This window comes from Echinicola arenosa (assembly GCF_014841125.1).
Lineage (GTDB): Bacteria > Bacteroidota > Bacteroidia > Cytophagales > Cyclobacteriaceae > Echinicola > Echinicola arenosa.
Window position 1 is genome coordinate 121,618 of record NZ_JACYTQ010000001.1, and the last position, 18,280, is coordinate 139,897.

The window sequence follows — 18,280 nt, forward strand, 5'->3', positions numbered from 1 at the left end:
AAATTAACAAAAAATATGATTTAATCAGTCTCCCAATAAACTGGCCAGTTCTTTACCTGCTTCCCAGCCAATCGCAACACCCATCCCTCCTAATCTTACTCCTATTCCCACACGGGCATTGACTTTTTTAATAATTGGATTTTTATGCTCCCCAAAAGCCATAATTCCAGACCATTCCATATCCCATTCAATCTTTCTATCTGGAAAAACAATTTCTGAAGTTATTTGCTTAAGGTGCTCCTTGATATGTTCATTGATTCCCCTAGCCGTGGTGGTCTCTTCTTGTTCCTCTAAATTTCTTCCTCCACCGATCAAAAGTCGATTGTCCACATTTCTAAAATAAACATAGCCCCTATCCAAATGGAAAGTGCCTTCCCAAGGAAATTCAACTAATGGCTGACTAACCATGATCATCCCTCTTCCCGGCTTGACATCTAAATTCTCGATCAACTGCCCTGCGAAGGCATTGGAGCAAATTGCCATGATTCTACCTTGAAATCCAATGCTTTCATCATAATAAGACTTTACATATGCCTTGCAATTTTCCTTATCCAACAGGCTCACTTCAGCTCCGGTTAAAATATTGATCTGCAAATCCTGACATTTTCTCCAAAGGCATTGTAAATATTTAGCTGGGTCAAGTTGTCCTTCAAATTTATTTTTGACAATATTGGTAACACTTGGAGCAAAACCAAACTTATCCTTGCCCTCCACTTTTTCAAAAACCTCTTCTCCAAAAAATGGTCTCAAGAAAGAATTAATCCTTTCCATTTCATCAAGTGTATCTTCCTCATGCTTTCTGATCAGGTCAAAACCTCCGCAAGGTCTGTAATCCAATGGGGCATCACCAAAAACATTCCTGATATTTTTCAAACCCAAGCGGCGCTTGGTGAGCAACTCAAACACTTCTTCCTCAGTATTGGTCTTTAGGTCTTCCACTACTTCTGTCAAGCTTCCAAAACAAGCAAATCCTGCATTTCTGCTGCTGGCTCCACTTGGAAAAACGCCCCTTTCTAATACCAACACAGATCGTCTTGGAAATTTTTCCTTATAGTGAATGGCCGTAGATAAGCCGACAAAGCCCGCTCCTACTACTACTAAATCATATTGAATAAGATTTTTCTTTTCCCAATAGCTTAACATAATCTCTTCTGATAAATAATATTCCGCTTAGATTCATTAAATTAAATGAGCTTCAACCACTAAATACAAATTCATTTTCCGATGGCCCAAACTAACATAAGAAAAATAGACCAATTATTAAGTGAATATGGCGTAAGTCACCAAAATCCAGTAAACAAAAGAATTCACTGGATCTGCGTTCCTGCTATCTTCTTCAGCATAGTCGGCCTAATTTTCAGTATTCCCACAGAACCAATAGCCTTTCTTTCTCCTTACCTTGGCCCATTTGCCAATTGGGCAACAGCAGCGCTAGCAATTGTACTTTTTTATTATTACTCCCTTTCCCCTCCACTGGCGCTGGGAATGTTCTTGTTTGCTGCATTTTGTCTTTTTCTGGCCAACTTAATTACCATTATCTCTCCTGTTCCACTATGGGCCATTAGCCTGTTGATCTTTCTGATTGCTTGGATCTTACAGTTTTATGGACATAAAATAGAAGGTAAGAAACCATCATTTTTGAAGGATGTTCAGTTTCTACTAATTGGCCCAGCTTGGTTGATGCATTTTATTTATAAACGTTTTGGATTTGCCTATTAGGTAAAGCTATTTTCATCAGCACTTATGTAATTCATTGATCTTATTGTATTTTTAAAGTTCAAGATTATCTGATCCATTTATTTCACTCGATGAATTATTACTTAATTGCTTCCGCTGAGCTTCCTATGTTGCCTGATATAGTCATCATTTTTGGTTTGGCTACCTTGGTAATTCTTTTGTTTATGCGACTTAAGGTTCCCACCATTATTGGTTTCCTTTTCACAGGAGCCATTGCGGGACCTTATGGGCTATCACTTGTCAATGCTTCTACCACTGTGGATGTACTCAGTGAAATAGGAGTCATCTTGCTGCTTTTTGTAATTGGGATGGAATTTTCACTCAAAAGTCTTATGTCCATCAAAAAAGCGGTCTTTATAGGTGGTTCCCTGCAGGTGGCCCTCACTATCTTAATTGCATCAACTGCATCTTATTTTCTCGGCTTTGAGTGGAATGTAGCCGTTTTCTTTGGCTTTCTTTTGGCTTTGAGTAGTACTGCTATAGTATTAAAGCTTCTCCAAGAGTCAGGCCAAGTAAATAGTCTTACCGGAAAGACAATTTTGGCCATTTTGATATTTCAGGACATTATTATTGTTCCTATGATGCTATTGACGCCAATGCTGGCTGGGGAATCTGACAATATCTTTCTTTCTCTTTTCTATATGATTGTAAAAGGAGGCTTGGTCATTCTGATCACTATCCTATCGGCCAAATACCTGATCCCAAACCTACTATACCGCATTGCAAGGACAAGAAATGAAGAACTCTTTTTACTAAGTATCATCGTGATTTGTTTTTCAGTGGCTTTCTTGACTTCATTGATGGGGCTCTCTTTGGGACTGGGAGCATTCTTGGCAGGTTTGATCATCAGTGAGTCGGAATACAGTCATCATGCTACGGGTAAAATCTTGCCCTTTCGGGAGATTTTCTTGAGCTTCTTCTTTGTCTCAGTGGGAATGCTGTTTGATGTGGGCTTTTTGTTCCAGCATATAGGAATCATTCTTTTACTGTTGTTAATGGTATTCAGTATCAAATTCATCATGACAGCCATAGCCGTCCGTTCTATTGGAGTAGACTTCAAAGAGGCTTTTATTGTAGGCTTTTCAATATTTCAAATTGGTGAATTTTCGCTTTTACTCGCCAAAGAGGGTCTTAAATTTGAGTTATTGGATGAAAACAATTACCAATATTTTCTGGCTGTTTCCATTATTACCATGGCCATTACACCTTTTGTTATCAATAAAAGGGAAAACTTATCATTTAAGATCGTCAACCTTCCATTACCCAAACAGCTTAAAACCAAATTCATCAGTGCAGCAGGAAGTATTTCCATGGCCAACTTTGAAGGGGAAGAATTATCAGATCACTTGGTGATCATTGGCTACGGACTTAACGGAAGGAACCTATCCAAAGCAGCCAAAAGGGCGAAAATCCCTTATTCCATTATTGAAATGAATCCGGAAACTGTCCGGGTGGAAGCAGAAAAAGGGGAGCCCATCATTTATGGTGATGCTTCCAATGAAATTGTGCTCAAGCACGTCAATGTCCATCGAGCTCGTGTGGTAGTCATTGCAATTAGCAACAGTGATGCCACCAAAAGCATCATTGCGACCATCAGGCTTTTGACAAAAAACGCCTCGATTATCGTAAGAACAAGATATGTCAACGAAATATCGGCAAATCTCTCCATGGGGGCTGACGAAGTTATCCCAGAGGAATTTGAAACATCCATTGAGATATTTACCAGAGTGCTTAACAAGTACCTTATTGCCAAAGATGAAATTGAGGATTTCACAGAAGAAGTACGTTCCCACAATTATGAAATGTTCCGGTCCACCAAAACCAATGGCCGTGATCGCCTCAACCTTGACCTGCCAGAAATAAACTTTGTTAGCCTGAAAGTTGCTCGGGATAGCGGAAATTATATTAATAAGCCCTTGAAAAAAATCAACCTTCGTGAAGGGCTGGGAATTAACCTAGTCGCTTTAAAAAGAGATGGAAAAACTACCTCGAATATCAATGGGGAAACTAAACTAAAATTTGGGGATATTGTATATGTCGTGGGCAAACCTGAATCACTTGGAGTTTTTGAAAAGGAAATTGGAGAGTCTTAGATTTAACACTCTTCATTTCCCTTATTGTCGATTGAAAATCTCTGCTAACCTTTTCAAGGACTGCTGATTCTGATAGCTATTGATACAATTCAAAATATCACTTTTCTCTCTCGCAGTAAGCCTCCAGTTCAGAGAAGCCCGCTGGATTTCCAGTTCCTTGTTTTCCTCATCTTCACCAAGATCCATGTTTTTTTGCCTTTCCACAAAATCCTTTGCCGAATACTCAAACTCAACCCTGTCAAGTTCATAGGGAGACCTTTCTTTCATAAAATTAAAGAGCGTTTCATTATTTAAGGTTTGTACGTTGTCCCAGTTGATGTAAATATTCTTAAGAGGAGTAAACAGCTTCTGCATAATGGTTGGAGGTGTCTTTTTCTCAATTTCGAGATTTTTCTCTGAATCTCTAATGGTCACCAAAACTACACCAGATGTATTTTCCGCAATCCAATCCTCAAATACATACAAAAACCTTAAAGCATCGTTGATACCAAAATTATCCGAAAGTCCAGAATCCATGAGTTCCATTTGAGGCTCAGAAGGAAGTTGGATATTTGGAGTGATAAAAGGAAAAGTGGCTCCCATTCTCAGTGCACTGATAAATCTTAAGCTTCCTGCATCCTGTTCGTTGAAGAACCTCAAAAAGTCTATTGACTGACTTTTTTCTTCCTCGCCAGTAAGTTGCTCAGTTGAAATCCCCATATAGCTCATGCTGTGTGGAGCAATAAACAGTTTACGGCCATCATTGACAATCAATGGTGTCACAGGAAGCATAGGAATGTCAGCGTTTAACTCAGGCGCTGCATATGCTGACAAAGGTTTATCCAATATACCTTGTGTATTGATGTTCAACTGATTTTCAAAGGCAAATCCCCGATCCTCCAAATACTTCCTTCCATTATAGGTCACATGCTGGTTTCTGATCAATAGGTCATTGATCATTAATGTAAAAATGATAGGGTTAAGATTATCTGAAGAAATTTGTTCCAAATATTTATGGTCGGTGAGATCAATTGAATCATCATGGAGAGACCTGAGGTATAACTCCCTAAAAAAAGCAGCTCCAACAACCCCGCCAGAAGCACCTGTAAAGAGCCTGGTATGCTCCATAAACCGTTCTCCGGTTTTTTGGTGAATTTGCTGCAATACATGTAAGGTCCATAAAGCAGCCCTCTGCCCTCCTCCGCTAGAGGTAATCACCATCATCTTAGGTTTCTTATCCTCTAGAAATTTCGCCCGCCAATTGTTCAAAATCTCCACTGTTTTGCTCTTGTCCTTAGAAACGGTATCAGGATGTAATAAAGTTCTCAACCGAGCAAGGTTATATTCTGCCGGATCGCCATCATAATCCAGTCCCAAGGCAGAATGGGGACGGTTCATGATCGGTGTGCTAGAGGCCATATTAAAAATCACAAACAGGGCTATCGCTATAAATGTGGACCAACTCCTCAGCCAAAAGGTCAATGCTCCTACCAATAAAGTCAATATGGAAAAAATCAACATTACGCTCATGGCAGCTGGAAACTGTAAAAACTCATAATCCCTAAAAAAGCCCAAAAACAAAATAACACCTACAAGCACTGTTTCAATGATAAACAGGTTAAGGTGATTTTGGTCAAAGACTTTTAAGAGCTTATTCCCTTCAAATCTGGCCAAGTCCTCCCTAACAGGCTTTAGCTTAAAATCAATATCCAGATAAGTATCTACTTTTCTCTCAGCTCTTTTTCTATCCTTATAGCGTTTGATCACATTGGCCCTGGATACTTTTGTCTTTCTTAGCCTTTTGTCCAATGTATCTGTGAACATCACAAAGAAATCCTTATTTGTTAGCGCAAAGTAGGAGAACAGCAATAAGAAAGTGAGCACATTGCCCCCCATGAAGCCTAACACAAACTTCACTATCTCCCATTGATCATCCAACTCATTATCCAATTGAAAAAGAATGAAACTTAAAAAATAAATAAGATAGGCTGCAAAAGGAATGATGCTATTGTTAATACAAAACCTAATGAATGGCCTTGAAAGAACAGCCAAAAACTGAAACTTGGCTGCATCCATGATGTAAGTAGTCATATGGAAAGCCATGGTAAAAACAGCAAAGCCTATCCCCATCAAAAAAAATCCCAACCACGATACCCTGTTAAGGTATTCCGGATCCAAAAATAAATAAGGAATTCCTAATACCTTGCCAAAATTTCCAGAAAAAATCAACACCAACAAGACCCAAATCCCCACCAAGGCTATATTTTTTTTAAGGTGAAGTTTAAGCAATTGTATTGGGAAGCTGTGCAAAACACTATTCCACATAAATTGTATTTTTAAAAGTTAATATACACTTTTTCATCAGTTATTTATACTACTATCCCAAAAAGTCAAATCATTCAAATTCAAAAAGAATAGACGATTTGAGTAATTTTGAAAATTTCTATTTGGGCTTTCTTCATTAGATATTACCTTAGCCGACCAATAGTTTAAATAAAGGAAAATAATGAGAACTTGGTTTTTGTGCAAAGTAAAATACGCGAAGGAAAATGAGCAAGGTTTGCTCAAAAATGTGTCAGAACAATACCTCATCGATGCGGTTTCTTTTACTGAAGCAGAGGCCCGGATATACGACATGTTAGGCAGTGTCATCCGAGGTGATTTTCAGGTAACCAATATCAGTAAAAGTAATATAGTGGATGTCTTTTTCTACGATGACATTGACGTATGGCACAAATGTAAAATCACTTATGTAGTGGCTGACGCAGATAGTGGAAAGGAAAAGAAGGTCACCCAATATATGTTGGTAACTGCTCATGATGTCAAAGAAGCTTACGAAAGAATTCACGAAAGTCTGAGCAATATGCTCGTTACTTTCAGGGTTCCTGATATCAACGAAAGCCCGATCGTGGAGATTTTCCCTTATGAAAGCGAAGATGAGGAGTTGTTACCTCCCCCACCCTCTCACCTGAAGCCTGTCAGTGAAGTAAAAGCCGATCAGTCAAGAAGGGAAGAAGCAAGAGCTGCTAATGTGAAGCAAGCTGAACCGGAAGAAGAGGAGGACGATTTGGAAGACCATTATGATGATGATGAAATTCCTTCCAATGAATCCTTGGACAAGGATGATGAAAAAGCTTATGCCGAAGAAGCTGACTCTGAAGAAGAGGAAGAAGATATATAATATTCCCACAAATAATCTTTTACAAAGGTTGGTCTCAGAAGCCAACCTTTTTCTATTTACTGCCCTGATTTTATTTTTTCAAAAGCTCCCACAGTCCATCATTTTTAGCATATTTGTTATACTGACAAGTCAAAGCGCTAGAGCAAGATGGATCTTAAGTCTCCCGAAGTAACCTAAACCTAATTTATGAAAGTCCAGACCTGGCTATATTTCATCGTATTGTTCGTTTTATTTTCTTGTGGGAATGGTGATGAAGCCCCACAATTCAAGATTGGTTTTTCCCAATGCGTCAGCAATGATGCCTGGAGAAGAACCATGCATGAGGAGATGTTCAGGGAACTCAGCTTCTATCCTGGACTCTCACTCGAAATCAAAGATGCTCAAGGCAATAATAACACTCAAATTCAGCAGATAAGAGCATTTATGGAGGCAGGCATTGATCTGTTGATTGTATCACCCAATGAATCTGCTCCCATTACCCCTATTATTGAAGAAGTGTTCCATAGTGGAATTCCCGTAATCGTAGTAGATAGAAAAACCACCTCGAACTTATATTCTGCCTATGTTGGTGGAGATAATTACGAAGTAGGCTATTCCGCAGGACAATATATTCGTAACTTACTTAAAGGGGAAGGAAAAATCATGGAAATGTGGGGATTGAGGGGAAGTTCTCCGGCCATCGAAAGGCATCGAGGACTAACCTCTGCTCTCTCAGGCACAAATATCGCAATTGCTGAAAGTATCAATGGTGAGTGGGAAAAGGACACAGCAAAGAATCGATTAAGAGCACATCTTCTTCAAGAACAATCCAGCGATTTTGACCTGATCTTTGGACACAATGATGTCATGGCGATTGGCTCCTACGAAGTCTTAAAGGATCTGGAAATCACTAATAAAAAGTTTGTTGGTGTAGATGCCCTCCCTGGTCCATACGGAGGTATACAGGCAGTTTCCGATGGTATACTAGATGCCACTTTCTTCTATCCAACAGGAGGAGACAAGGCCATAGAGGTCGCATTTAAAATCCTCACAGGGGAGAAATTCGATAAGGAAAACATCCTCCAAACCGCTGCTGTTGATTCCTCTAATGTCCGTATCATGAAGCAGCAAACGGATAAAATCATTGACCAACAAGCCAACATCACCAAGCAAAATGAACGGATCAGCACCCAAATGGAAATTTACCGTAACCAAAGAACATTTCTATTTGGGTTTGGATTTACCTTATTTGTAGCCATTCTTTCACTGGCCTATGTTTTCAAATCCCTCCGAGAAAAGCAGGAAATCAATGAGGAATTAAAAAGTAAAAACAAAGAAATATCCGAGCAAAAGGACAAAGTGCTCAAACTGTCAAAAAAAGCTGAAGAGGCTACCCAGCAGAAATTTGAGTTTTTCACCAATATTTCGCACGAATTTAGAACACCACTCACACTTATCCAGGCACCTGTGGAAGATTTATTGCAAAATCATCAAACTGCTCCTTTTAAAAATGACTTGACACTTATCCGCAATAACACCATGCGCTTGCTCAGGCTGGTCAATCAATTGATGGATTTGAGAAAGATTGATCACCATAAAATGAAAGTGAAAGCTGTAGAACAAGAGTTGATTCCTTTTATTGAAGACATCATGTCCTCATTCAGAAAAACAGCTGAAAACCATGAAATTACTTTCAAGCTAATCACAGAGGATCGTTCCATCAAAGCTTGGTTTGACCCCATGATGTTGGATAAAGTGATGTTTAACTTACTTTCAAATGCTTTTAAATTCACCTCCAATAAAGGAAGCATTTTGATTAAGGTCTTTACTATCTCCCTTGACAACACGGTAAATATCAAAGTAGAAGATTCTGGAAAAGGCATGTCCAATGCATCCATGGAACGTGTTTTTGATCGTTTCTACCAAGGTGAAACATTTTCCAAAACAGGTACTGGGATAGGACTGGCATTAAGCAAGGAATTGATTGATTTGCATAAAGGAGAAATTTCAGTAGATAGCAAAGAAGGAATTGGTACCACTTTCCAGGTAACACTTAAGCTTGGAAAAAATCACTTCAAGGCATCTGAAATTCTCGAAGGAACTACACAACAGTACTTTTCGGAAGAAAATATTGGCTACTTTGAGGAGCCTGAAAGCTTGGAAGTACAAGTAAAAGAGGGGATAAAGGAACAAACAATTTTAATCATAGAAGATGACGAACAAATTCGAAATTACCTATCCCATCAATTGAGCAAGTACTATCAAGTACTGGAAGCCAAAAGTGTGGAAATTGGGCTGGCCAAAGCAATGGATGAAATACCAGACCTTATCACATGTGACTTAATGCTCCAGCATAAAAACGGTTTTGACATAGTCCGCAAGCTAAAAAATGACCTTAGGACTTCTCACATACCAATCATTGTTATCTCAGCAAAAAGCGGAATAGAAGAACGTATTTTGGGTATTAGGTTGGGAGTAGATGATTACATTCCAAAACCTTTTAATTTCAACATGGTTCTAGAACGAATCAAAATGTTACTGGCCAGTAGACAAAAATTAAGAGAACATTATATTCATGAATTGCCCATTGAAAACCCAAAAACTAAAAAAACCTCTCCCGATAAACGGTTTGTTAGTGAATTCACATCAATCGTTGAAAAGAATTTTCATAACCCTCATTTCGGAGTAAATGAGATTTGCGAAGAAATAGGCCTATCAAGAGGCCAACTGTACAGAAAAGTAAAAGCATTGTTAGGGTACAGTGTCAACGATTATATAAACAAAGTACGTCTCAAAAAAGCCAAGCACTTATTGGTCAATGAAAACAGCCCCATTGCGGACATCGCATTTCAGGTTGGTTTTACCACATCAGCTTATTTTTCTACTGCCTTTAGAAATCATTTTGGCATTACCCCTTCGGACTTTAGAGAACACGAAAAAGTAAATTGATCGAAGAATGATACAATTTTAAAATTATGAAACGATTTTGAAATTCCTATCTTACTTTTAAAATTATCTAAACCGTTTGAAATTCATTTAAAAAGCCATTATTGGCTTATTTTATCGAGTATTGGAATAAATTTATAAGTTTTTGACACAATTTTAAAACATTACACTATCACTTCTTCATAGCTTGGTATCAACAATAAGCCATGAAGAAAATAACATCATATTATTCTATAATCGTATCTATATCCGGATTTTTATTCGGATTTGACACCGCTGTTATTTCAGGAGCCAACCTCCCATTAAAATTATTATGGGAGACTTCTGAGTGGTTTCATGGATTTTTCATCATGTCTGTAGCACTCTGGGGGACAGTCATGGGAGCTTTGTTTGGAGGAATTCCATGTAACAAAATTGGCCGGAAAAACACCCTTTTCTGGATTGGTGTGTTTTTCTTGGTTTCTTCAATAGGGACAGCTTCTGCCACTGACCCATATATCTTTTCGTTTTATAGGTTTATAGGAGGCTTGGCCATTGGTGCCTCATCAATAGCTGCTCCCACTTACGTTTCTGAAATCAGCCAAGCGTACCATAGAGGTAGGCAAGTTGGCCTTTATCAAATTAATATTGTCACTGGTATTCTACTCGCATATATTTCCAACTACTTTTTGCAAGGAGTCGGAGGAAGCAATGACTGGAGATGGATGTTAGCAGCAGAAGTTATCCCGGCTTTGCTCTTCTTGGCATTCATTTTAGACATTCCTGAGAGCCCAAGGTGGTTAATATTGAAAAAACAAAATTTGACTGCCGCTAGAAAAGTGTTGGAAAAAACATCAAATCCACAACAAATCGACACCATACTTTCCACCATCCAAAAAGACTCTATCCAGTCAAAAAAACTCAAGCTCTTTTCGAACAAAAATAAATTCATTTTATTTCTGGCGGCGGCCATTGCCTTTTTCAATCAGTTTAGTGGGATCAACTTTATCCTATACTATGCCCCTGAGATTATGGAAAAGGCCGGTTATGTCACCTCAACTTCCCTATTGGGAGCTGTTTATATAGGTTGCACCAACCTTGTTTTCACCTTGGTCGGCATGTACCTGATAGACCGAACAGGCAGGAAATCACTGATGCTGGTAGGCTCAATGGGATACATTCTTAGCTTGGCCATGATCAGTTATGGCTTTTACACCAACTCAAGTCCTAGTTTTATTCTCTCTTTTATCCTGTTGTTTATCGCTTCTCACGGGATCGGTCAAGGAGCGGTTATTTGGGTCTTCATTGCTGAAATTTTCCCCACCAAAATCCGTGCTATGGGGCAATCCTTCGGGGCTGGAATTCATTGGGCAGTTGCAGCGATCATCACGCTGTTTGGAGCGGTTTTGATAGACAGCCTCTCTCCCTATCAAATTTTCATCATATTCTTTAGCATGATGTTACTTCAGGTAGGTTTTGTATGGTTTATCATGCCAGAAACTAAAGGTATAGAATTAGAACAGTTACAAAAACAATTACATCATAAAACCCAATCTATCAACTCATGAAACAAAAAAATTATCATTCACTAACCCTAATCAGTTAACATGACAAACCCATTTACCTTATGAAAACAACAATTTTAAGTTTATTATTTGCCTTGTTACTTAGCTGGCCTGTATTGGGCCAAACCAGCGACATCACGGGCAAAATTACTGATGAGTCCACAGGAGACCCTCTCCCAGGTGTGACAGTCCAAGTGCAAGGCACTGCAAAAGGGGCCATTACTGACTTGGATGGAAATTACTCCATCTCTGCTACCGCAGAAGATATCCTTGTCTTTTCATTTATTGGATACAAAACCATTACAGAAACAGTTGGAAACCGAAGCATCATCAATATCACACTTGGCCAGGACTTCTCCAATCTTGATGAAGTAGTGGTTGTAGGATACAGTACCCAGAAAAAGTCCGACATGACAGGTGCCATTGTAGCGGTTGACTTAACCCCCATAGAGGGACAAAGCATGAGTAGCGGTAATCCCATGCAGGCCTTGCAAGGTAGAGTACCGGGGCTTTATGTGGAAAAGTCCGGAGATCCTTCCGGCGCAAGTAGTCGTGTGCTGATCCGAGGCATCACCACCTTGGGAAACAATGATCCGTTATATGTAATTGATGGAGTTCCCACCAAGCGTCCTGAAGTATTTGCCAGCTTAAATCCAGAGGCAATTGAATCTATCCAGGTCTTAAAAGATGCCTCTGCTTCGTCTGTATACGGTTCTAGAGCTGCCAATGGAGTAATTGTGGTCACTACCAAGAACAAAACATTGGGTGGAGAAAAAATAGGTGTAAGTTTTAATTCCAGTTTTTCCATGCTTTCCGAAAAACAGCAACGTTATGACATGCTAAACGCTGAACAACGTGGTGAAGCTTTGTGGAGAGCCTCTGTCAATGACGGAGCTGATCCCGCTGGTGGATATGGAGAGATTTACAATTTTGATTGGAATGGAGACTTTGACAATCCAGTCTTGAACAGTGTGACTGTTCAGCCTTATGTAGGGGGTGACCAAAGTGTTCCTGCAGGTGATACAGATTGGCAAAATGCTACTTATGAAGCTGGCTATGCTTTCAATAATGAATTGACCGTAACCACTAACTCTGAGAAATCTTCCCTGATGTTAAACCTTAACCATTATAAAAACACTGGTATTTTGAAATACACTGACTTTGAGCGTTACACTGCTCGGTTAAATGCCAACACGTGGCTATTTAATGATAAAGTCCGTTTTGGACTAAATACCCAGTTTTCATCTTCTAACGAAACATTGGCTTCTCCGGATGTCGGAAGCGCCCCTACTCCTGGCCTGGCCATCACCATGGCTCCAACTATTCCGGTTTATGATGCCAATGGTGACTTTGCTGGACCTTTAGGCTCAGGATATTCAGACAGAAACAACCCTGTGCTGATGCAGTACATTAACCGCTGGGACAATACACGTAAAAACAATTTCTACGGAAATGTCTTTGCGGAATGGTCTATCCTAGAAAACCTTACTTTCAAAACCAGTTTAGGCCTTGACTTCAGTGATTACGCCAAAAAAGACATAGAACCCACTGTAAACAACGGCTTTATTACTAGAAGCAATAACCGATTGATCTGGGACACCAATAAATTCACCAGTCTTGTATTTTCCAACACTTTGAATTACCAGCTGGAAAAAGGAGACCACCGAATTGATGTCCTACTTGGTGTAGAATCCATTAAAGATGATTTTAACAGTATCGTATCCATAGCAGATGGATTCGCGGTGGAAACTGAGTCCTACTTTGTTTTGGATGCGGCAACAGGTGCAAGAACTTCAAATGGTAGATCAACTGGAAGTCGCCTACTTTCCCAATTTGGTAAAATAAATTATGCATTTTCCGACCGTTATTTGGCCTCATTTACCCTTAGAAGGGATGGATCTAGTCGTTTTGGTAAAAACAATCGTTACGGGGTCTTTCCTGCGGCAACTGTGGGCTGGAGAATCAGCAACGAAGAGTTCTTGAAAAACAATGAAACACTTTCCGATTTAAAACTTAGAGTGGGCTATGGTGAAGTAGGTAACCAAGAAATTGGTGACTTAGCAAGGTTTGGACTTTATGAATCCAGATATGGCCCCAACCAAGCCCAGTATATCGGTGGTTTCTTTGAGATTTACTACAATGTTGGGACTGCCTATGATATCAACGGAAATAATACTGGGAACCTTCCCTCAGGATTTGTCTCCATACAGGCAGAAAACCCAGATTTAAAATGGGAAACCACTCAAGAATGGAATTTTGGTTTGGATTTCAGCTTATTCAATTATGCCATTAACGGATCCTTCGATTACTTCACCAGAGAAACCAGTGACATATTAACCACACCACCAATAGCCTCGGTTATAGGAGAAGGTCAGCAAAGGGTATTGAATGGTGCTTCCACTAAAACCAACGGTTGGGAACTGGCATTGAATTATGCTAAAGATTTCAATAGTGACCTCACTTTATCGATCAACACCAATTTTGGTGCCTTCAAAGATGAAATTACCTTTTTGCCAGAAGAAGTAAGGACAGCCTTCCCTGGTACTATTAACAATTCAATACTAGGTCATTCTCAATTTTCCATCTTTGGTTATCAATCTGACGGATTGTTCCAAAGCCAAGAAGATGTGGACAATAGTCCTGAGCAAGTTGGTGCTAGACCAGGAAGCTTAAAGTTCAAGGACATCAATAACGATGGTGTAATTGATTCGGATGACAGAGATTTTATCGGCACCACCTTACCTGCTCTGGAATATGGAATTGGATTTGACATAAAATACAAAAATTTTGATTTTTCCATTTTCGGATCAGGTGTTACTGGCAGGATTGGCCAAGACCCTTATATCTTCTGGAACAACTTTGTTCAGGGTAGAGAAAATGCAGGTCTGGGAGTAATGGATGCTTGGACTCCAGAAAACACAGACTCGGATATCCCAGCACTTTCCCTTGCCTTTAACGATACCAGAACATCTGATTATCTCTTTAGAAACAATTCTTATTTCAAGGTAAGGAATCTTCAGTTGGGCTATTCTTTCTCTGAAGACTTGATCAACAACTGGGCAGGTATGTCAAGATTAAGACTTTATTTTCAGGGTGAAAACTTATTCTGGATCACACCTAAAGACTATATCGGTTCCGACCCAGAAAGGACCGATGTCAACAGGATACCTGTTCCGACCACTTTTACATTGGGACTTAATGTAAATTTCTAAATGATGAATATTATGAAAACTTATAAGATATATCTAGCGACATTGATATTGGGTTTGAGCCTAAATGCATGCTCAGAAGATTTTCTGGAATATGAACCGGAAGGGGTACTTTCTAGCGATAATGTGGCTACTCCAGATAATGCAGAGGGTTTGGTTATTGCGGCCTATGCGGGCATTGGTAATGATGAAATGGTGGGGCCACTGACCTCCATGTGGGTCTATGGCAGTGTCCGATCTGATGATGCTTACAAAGGCGGTGGCGGCCGAGGAGATGTGGGCGAAATTGACCGATATGAACAATATAACCTGACCATTCCTGATCAGGGTGATTTCATGGCTCCGCGTACTTGGACCAACTTTTATAAAGCCATCTCCAGGGCTAACTTTGCCCTTCAGGTCATCAATGATATTCCTGATGCTGATTATCCTGATAAGGCTAAGCGTCAAGCTGAACTTCGGTTTTTGCGAGCCCACTCACATTTTATTCTCAAAACGATTTTCAGTAAAATACCCTATATCACTGAGGATTTGAGCCAAGAAGAGATCGCCCAAGTTTCCAATGATGTCTCGGATGAAGAGCTTTGGAACAAGATTTCAGAGGACTTTCAATTTGCCTATAACAACCTACCCCAATCTCAGGAGGAAGTAGGTAGAGCAGATAAAAATGCTGCAGCGGCTTACTTAGCCAAAGTAAGATTATACCAAGCTTATGAACAAAACGACCAGCATCAAGTGGTCAATATTAATACTTCCAGATTGGAAGAAGTAATTCAATATGTAGACGAAGTAAATGGCAGTTTGGAAGGTGACTTTGGGAATAATTTCCTTGATGGTTTTGACAATGGGCCGGAATCTATCTGGGCAGTTCAATTCTCCATCAATGACGGAACCACTGTCGGCCGGGTAAGTTATGTAACCGGATTGAATTCTCCACACGGTACTGGCCTTTACGGATGCTGTGGATTTCACTTAGCCAGCCAAAACATGGTAAATGCTTTCGAAACGGATGATAATGGATTGCCTTTGCTAGACACATTCAATGACTCGGACATTTTTAATTCCGTACTTCCTGATGGCACTAGCCCGGTTGCTGCTGGCTTGACCGTCGACCCTCGGTTAGACCATACCGTTGGGATACCTGGCAGACCATTTAAGTATAGGAATACTGTAAACAGCGCAGGAGATATGGTGTACAATTTCAGCTGGGCAAGAGACCCAGGTGTATATGGCTATTTTGGAAACATGAAAGAACAACAGGCTCCTGACTGCTCTTGCTACAAAAAAGAAGGTCCTTTTATCGGCACTTCAAAAAACATCGATTTTATTCGTTATGCTGATGTTTTGTTGTGGAAAGCAGAAGCTCTCATTCAATTGGACAGGTGGAATGAAGCCCTGCCTATCATCAACCAGGTAAGACAACGTGCAGCCAACAGTACACAAAGGCCTATGGATGCGGGTGCTACTGACATTTACAACATCAGTACCTACACTAGCTTCCCCAGCAAAGAATATGCCTGGAAAGCATTGAAATTTGAAAGAAGATTGGAGTTTGCTATGGAAGGGCACCGTTTCTTTGATCTTGTCAGATGGGGAGAAGCGGAAGAAGTCTTGAATGATTATTTGGCTGAAGAAAAAACCAAAAGAGACTTTCTTTCAAATGCTGAATTCACCTCTGGAAGGGATGAATATTATCCTATACCACAAAGGGAAATTGACTTTACCGGCGGAGTCTACAAACAAAACCCGGGCTATTAAACCTATTAACTTGGCGGGCCAGGTAATTCAGCCCGCCAAGTTCAAGAAAACTTTGAAGGTTTAAAGCTATGCAAGAGAATAATTTATAGGTCAATATTTTATTTTTAATAAAATATAACAAAGTTTATAAATTCAACTAAATCGATTAACCAATGAACCTTAGACCTATTACCTTACTCTTAATTTTTCTTTGCTACAGCTTCATTCTTTCATGTAAAAATGATTCCAAAGAGAATATAGTTACGGAAAACCGGAACAAACCGAAAATCGTCAACATTGTGAACTTCATTCGTGAGCTTGAGCCAAGAGATGAGAATATTACCAAAGACGTGCTCTACCAAACTGTTGTCAATCAAATTGATATCATGAAAAAACATGATCTAGGCGGGACCTTTCTATTACAGTATGATGCATTGGTGGATGAGCGCTACCAGAAACTTCTTAAAGGCCTTCCCAAAGGTACTTTTGAAATTGGCGCGTGGTGGGAAATCCCACAACCTTTGGTTGAAAAAGCCGGTTTGGAATGGAGAGGAAGGTTCCCTTGGGACTGGCACCCTGATGTTGGTTTTTCCACAGGTTATACCCCAGAAGAAAGAGAAAAACTGGTAGATGTTTATATGGAAGATTTTAAAGCGGCTTTTGGTTATTACCCCAAGTCGGTAGCCTCTTGGTTTATCGACACCCATACTTTGAATTATCTCTATGAAAATTACAAGATTGTTGCTTCTGCCAATTGTAAAGATCAGTTTGGTACGGATGGATACACTTTATGGGGCGGCTATTGGAACCAAGCTTATTACCCAAGCAAAATCAACTCTTATATGCCTGCACAAAATGAAGAGAATCAAATCCCAGTACCTATTTTCCGGATGTTAGGAAGTGACCCTATCCGTCAGTATGATACCGGCCTTGAAAGAGAGCGTCAAGGGGTAATTACCTTAGAACCTGTATATCAAGATGGAGGAGGAAATGAAACTTGGGTAAACTGGTATTTACAGGAATTTATTAACGGTGAATCAATGGAATTTGCCTATACCCAAGCTGGCCAAGAAAACTCATTTACTTGGGAGGGAATGAAAAAAGGATTTGAGATCCAAATGCCGGTACTTGCAAAATTACGCGACCAAGGTAAAATTAAAATCGAAACCCTGGAAGCATCTGGCAAGTGGTTCTCAGAAACCTACAAAACCACTCCAGCAACTTCTGTAACTGTGGAAAATGACCTTCCTGGAAGTGATCTCAAAACCGTTTGGTTCAATAGCCGTTTTTATCGTGCCAATATCTTGTGGGAAGATGGCACACTTAGGTTTAGGGACATTCATTTATTCGATGAAAACATTCCCTCTCCCTACCTTCATAATAAGCTGGAAAGCAATCAAGCACTCTTTTTCACACAACCCATTGTGGATGGCTATCTATGGAGCACATCGAAAGAATTGGCTGGACTAAAAATCAACTATACTTTGGATGGCAAAACTATGTCCTTAAAAGGAGGCATTCCAAAGATTAGCAACCCTGAAGCGGGAAAACTTCAGATCAGGTGGCCACTTGAATCTAAGGAAGGCACTCTTGTCCTTAACATGGATGAAAAGGAGATGCAAATAACAATTGATGGGGCAGATCAACTAGACTGGTTCCTTGACCTTACCACTCCTAAGGATAGTAAAGAACTACCATTTGAGACTATCCAGAAGAAAAGCATCAGCAGTATTTTCCAAGAAAACAGCTATATCATAAACGCATTGGAAGGCCAATTCTCTGTACCATCAGAAGATGTTGTATTCAGAATATCACCAGAAAACAATGTGATCAAATTGGATTTCTCAGAAAGATAAAATATTTAAAAACACTCAA

General features: G+C 39.7%; 10 protein-coding genes. 8 read left to right on the forward strand and 2 right to left on the reverse strand.

The annotated features are described in order from the left end of the window. Positions 1-24: 24 nt before the first annotated feature. Positions 25-1,143, reverse strand: coding sequence for an NAD(P)/FAD-dependent oxidoreductase (locus IFO69_RS00510; protein WP_192007001.1), 1,119 nt, complete (start codon positions 1,141-1,143; stop codon positions 25-27). Positions 1,144-1,239: 96 nt separating this feature from the next. Between IFO69_RS00510 and IFO69_RS00515 the strand changes: the two genes are divergently transcribed. Together IFO69_RS00515 and IFO69_RS00520 are read left to right on the forward strand one after the other, a co-directional pair. Then, positions 1,240-1,719, forward strand: a complete 480-nt coding sequence (locus IFO69_RS00515) for an Mpo1 family 2-hydroxy fatty acid dioxygenase (RefSeq protein ID WP_192008913.1) — start codon at positions 1,240-1,242, stop codon at positions 1,717-1,719. 89 nt (positions 1,720-1,808) lie between these two features. Next, positions 1,809-3,830, forward strand: coding sequence for a cation:proton antiporter (locus IFO69_RS00520; protein ID WP_192007002.1), 2,022 nt, complete (start codon positions 1,809-1,811; stop codon positions 3,828-3,830). 21 nt (positions 3,831-3,851) lie between these two features. Here the strand turns inward: IFO69_RS00520 and IFO69_RS00525 are convergent, their stop codons facing one another. Further along, the gene (locus tag IFO69_RS00525; protein ID WP_192007003.1) at positions 3,852-6,134 is read right to left on the reverse strand and encodes a patatin-like phospholipase family protein; all 2,283 of its coding nucleotides are present in this window, start codon (positions 6,132-6,134) and stop codon (positions 3,852-3,854) included. A gap of 181 nt (positions 6,135-6,315) precedes the next feature. On the opposite strand from IFO69_RS00525, the gene IFO69_RS00530 reads away from it, so the two are divergent. The 6 genes from IFO69_RS00530 (at position 6,316) to IFO69_RS00555 (ending at position 18,261) form a co-directional block, all read left to right on the forward strand. Further along, positions 6,316-6,990: a DUF4494 domain-containing protein gene (locus tag IFO69_RS00530; RefSeq protein ID WP_192007004.1), complete on the forward strand. Its 675-nt coding sequence runs from the start codon at positions 6,316-6,318 to the stop codon at positions 6,988-6,990. Between the two features lie 186 nt (positions 6,991-7,176). After that, the gene (locus IFO69_RS00535) at positions 7,177-9,918 is read left to right on the forward strand and encodes a hybrid sensor histidine kinase/response regulator transcription factor (protein ID WP_192007005.1); all 2,742 of its coding nucleotides are present in this window, start codon (positions 7,177-7,179) and stop codon (positions 9,916-9,918) included. A 203-nt stretch (positions 9,919-10,121) separates the two neighbouring features. Next, on the forward strand, positions 10,122-11,462 hold the full coding sequence (locus IFO69_RS00540) for a sugar porter family MFS transporter (protein ID WP_192007006.1): 1,341 nt from the start codon (positions 10,122-10,124) through the stop codon (positions 11,460-11,462). 59 nt (positions 11,463-11,521) lie between these two features. Continuing rightward, a complete protein-coding gene (locus IFO69_RS00545) occupies positions 11,522-14,671 on the forward strand; it encodes a SusC/RagA family TonB-linked outer membrane protein (RefSeq protein WP_192007007.1) in 3,150 nt (1,049 codons plus the stop codon). Between the two features lie 12 nt (positions 14,672-14,683). Continuing rightward, on the forward strand, positions 14,684-16,426 hold the full coding sequence (locus IFO69_RS00550) for a RagB/SusD family nutrient uptake outer membrane protein (protein ID WP_192007008.1): 1,743 nt from the start codon (positions 14,684-14,686) through the stop codon (positions 16,424-16,426). Positions 16,427-16,578: 152 nt separating this feature from the next. After that, positions 16,579-18,261 carry a hypothetical protein gene (locus tag IFO69_RS00555; RefSeq protein ID WP_192007009.1) on the forward strand — a complete coding sequence of 561 codons (1,683 nt, stop codon included), beginning with the start codon at positions 16,579-16,581 and terminating at the stop codon, positions 18,259-18,261. Positions 18,262-18,280: the final 19 nt, after the last annotated feature.

What these genes read in the sequence shown, in the direction of transcription:
- IFO69_RS00510 (WP_192007001.1), bottom strand. Translation starts at nt 1,143, where the DNA reads ATGTTAAGCTATTGGGAAAAGAAAAATCTTATTCAATATGATTTAGTA.
- IFO69_RS00550 (WP_192007008.1), top strand. Translation starts at nt 14,684, where the DNA reads ATGAAAACTTATAAGATATATCTAGCGACATTGATATTGGGTTTGAGC.
- IFO69_RS00530 (WP_192007004.1), top strand. Translation starts at nt 6,316, where the DNA reads ATGAGAACTTGGTTTTTGTGCAAAGTAAAATACGCGAAGGAAAATGAG.
- IFO69_RS00520 (WP_192007002.1), top strand. Translation starts at nt 1,809, where the DNA reads ATGAATTATTACTTAATTGCTTCCGCTGAGCTTCCTATGTTGCCTGAT.
- IFO69_RS00555 (WP_192007009.1), top strand. Translation starts at nt 16,579, where the DNA reads ATGAACCTTAGACCTATTACCTTACTCTTAATTTTTCTTTGCTACAGC.
- IFO69_RS00540 (WP_192007006.1), top strand. Translation starts at nt 10,122, where the DNA reads ATGAAGAAAATAACATCATATTATTCTATAATCGTATCTATATCCGGA.
- IFO69_RS00535 (WP_192007005.1), top strand. Translation starts at nt 7,177, where the DNA reads ATGAAAGTCCAGACCTGGCTATATTTCATCGTATTGTTCGTTTTATTT.
- IFO69_RS00525 (WP_192007003.1), bottom strand. Translation starts at nt 6,134, where the DNA reads ATGTGGAATAGTGTTTTGCACAGCTTCCCAATACAATTGCTTAAACTT.
- IFO69_RS00545 (WP_192007007.1), top strand. Translation starts at nt 11,522, where the DNA reads ATGAAAACAACAATTTTAAGTTTATTATTTGCCTTGTTACTTAGCTGG.